Below are 2,191 nucleotides of genomic sequence, written 5' to 3'. Positions count from 1 at the left end.
CGTCGGCTCACGGCGGTCGAATTTCAGACGCTGGCCCAAGTTCCGGCCGCGGTCGAGTGGTTTGCCAACCTGGATAACCCTCGAACACGACGTGCCTACCAAAATGACCTGGGGGACTTCTGTGGGTTTGTCGGGTTGGCTTCGGCCGATGAGTTTCGGGTCGTGACCCGATCACATGTTTTGGCCTGGCGCGCCCAGCTTGAGCATCGCGGTTTGGCGGGAGCGACGATCCGGCGCAAATTGGCAGCGCTGACCAGCCTGTTTGATCACCTCCTGGAGAGCAATGCAATCGCCGGCGGCAATCCCGTGCACGGAGTGAAACGACCGAAGATTGAAAGCAATGAGGGCAAGACGCCGGCCTTGGGTGATCACCAGGCCAAAGCGCTGCTTGAAGCCCCGGACGAAACGACCCTCAAAGGGCAACGCGACCGGGCGATATTGGCTGTGCTTCTCTATCACGGCCTGCGCCGCGAAGAAGCAGCGCTGCTGCAGGTGAGCGATATCCAGGAACGCCGTGGTATCCAGCACCTCAAGGTTCACGGCAAGGGCGGCAAGGTGCGCTACCTGCCGTTGCACCCGGTGGCGGCCCGACGTATTCACCAGTACCTGGAAAGCTCAGGGCATCATTTGGCGGACAGGAAGGTGCCGCTGTTTATACCGCTGCGAGGCAAACTGACCGGTGCCGGCATTACGGCCAACGGCATCTATACGGTAGTGGCGGCCTACGCGAAGAAATCCGGGATTGAGGTCGATGGCCTGGGCGTCCATGGACTTCGGGCAACCGCAGCCACCAATGCTCTGGAGCATGAAGCCGATATCGCTAAGGTTCAGGCCTGGCTCGGACATGCCAATATCAGTACGACCAAGATCTACGACCGGCGGGAAAACCGGCCGGAGGATTCACCGACCTATAAGGTGAAGTATTAACCACCATTTGGTGGCTTGGATAATGCTCAACCTGACTTTTTTGTAACCCTTAACTCAGCCAACTGAAAGCCTTCCCTCGCTACCTTGTGCTCAGCGGCATGTGCCGCTTTCCTAACACAAGGTAATCCCGTCATGAACCTCTCCAAAGCCGTACTCCTTACCCTCGCATTCAGTATTTCCTCGGTCGCCTTTGCTGAAGGTGGTGCCGACCGTGTGTTCGCTCGAATGATGGATGCGCAACAAGCAACCCTAAACAAAAAAGCTGAGGCGCAACCGGCTTCTGCAGATACTAAAAAAGCTGAAAGCTCTAAGGCATGTTGCTAACCAAGCCTCGTTTTCAAGCTTACAGAAATGTAATCGCGTCGCTCACGATGCTGTGACATCGTCTACTTTAATACCTTAAACCCAGTGCACGGCTTAGTTGCCGTCCTTGTCTACCTGGACCCGCGCGTATGGAATCAAGAACTTCTCGACGTACTTTCGTCAAAGGCCTCGCGGCTGCCGGCGTGTTAGGTGGGCTAGGCTTGTGGCGTTCGCCCAGTTGGGCGGCGTCCGGCTCGCCGGCGCTCAACGTGTTGAGCGGTACGGAGTACGACCTGTCTATTGGCGAGATGCCGGTAAACATCACCGGCAAACGTCGCACAGCAATGGCGATCAACGGCGGGCTGCCGGGCCCCTTGCTGCGCTGGAAAGAGGGTGACACGGTCACGCTCCGGGTACGCAACCGACTCGACGCTGCAACCTCCATACACTGGCACGGCATTATCCTGCCGCCGAACATGGACGGCGTTCCAGGACTGAGCTTCGCGGGCATCGAGCCGGGTGGAGTGTACGTCTACCAGTTCAAGGTCCAACAGAACGGGACGTACTGGTACCACAGCCACTCCGGGTTTCAGGAGCAGGTGGGGGTGTATGGCCCGCTAGTCATCGAGGCGAAAGAGCCCGAGCCTTTCAAGTACGACCGTGAACATGTGGTGATGCTGACCGACTGGACCGATGAAGATCCCGTCTCGTTGATGCGCACCCTCAAAAAGCAGTCCGATTACTACAACTTCCACAAGCGCACAGTCGGTGACTTCGTCAACGATGTGGCTGATAAGGGCTGGGCCGCAACCGTCGCGGATCGCAAGATGTGGGCCGAGATGAAGATGAACCCCACGGACCTTGCGGACGTGAGCGGGGCCACCTACACGTACCTGCTCAATGGTCAGGCCCCCAATATGAACTGGACCGGCTTGTTCCGTCCTGGCGAAAAGCTGCGCCT

The 2,191-nt window shown here is 58.0% G+C and carries 3 protein-coding genes; all 3 read left to right on the top strand.

Annotation, left to right across the window (positions count from 1 at the left end):
* Positions 1 to 927: tyrosine-type recombinase/integrase (locus KDX39_RS26270; protein WP_231662367.1), on the top strand; the 927-nt coding region annotated here is incomplete at its 5' end.
* A 132-nt stretch (positions 928 to 1,059) separates the two neighbouring features.
* Complete coding sequence (locus KDX39_RS26265) at positions 1,060 to 1,251, top strand: co-regulatory protein PtrA N-terminal domain-containing protein (protein ID WP_058432269.1); 192 nt, start codon at positions 1,060 to 1,062, stop codon at positions 1,249 to 1,251.
* 128 nt (positions 1,252 to 1,379) lie between these two features.
* A partial coding sequence (locus KDX39_RS26260; protein ID WP_231662366.1) for a multicopper oxidase domain-containing protein occupies positions 1,380 to 2,191 on the top strand: 812 nt, incomplete at its 3' end.

The organism is Pseudomonas sp. CDFA 610, assembly GCF_021147865.1.
GTDB classification, from domain to species: Bacteria; Pseudomonadota; Gammaproteobacteria; order Pseudomonadales; family Pseudomonadaceae; genus Aquipseudomonas; species Aquipseudomonas alliivorans.
The sequence above is the reverse complement of the archived record's forward strand: the minus strand, read 5'-3'. Positions and strand labels throughout refer to the sequence as shown.

What these genes read in the sequence shown, in the direction of transcription:
- KDX39_RS26265 (WP_058432269.1), top strand. Translation starts at nt 1,060, where the DNA reads ATGAACCTCTCCAAAGCCGTACTCCTTACCCTCGCATTCAGTATTTCC.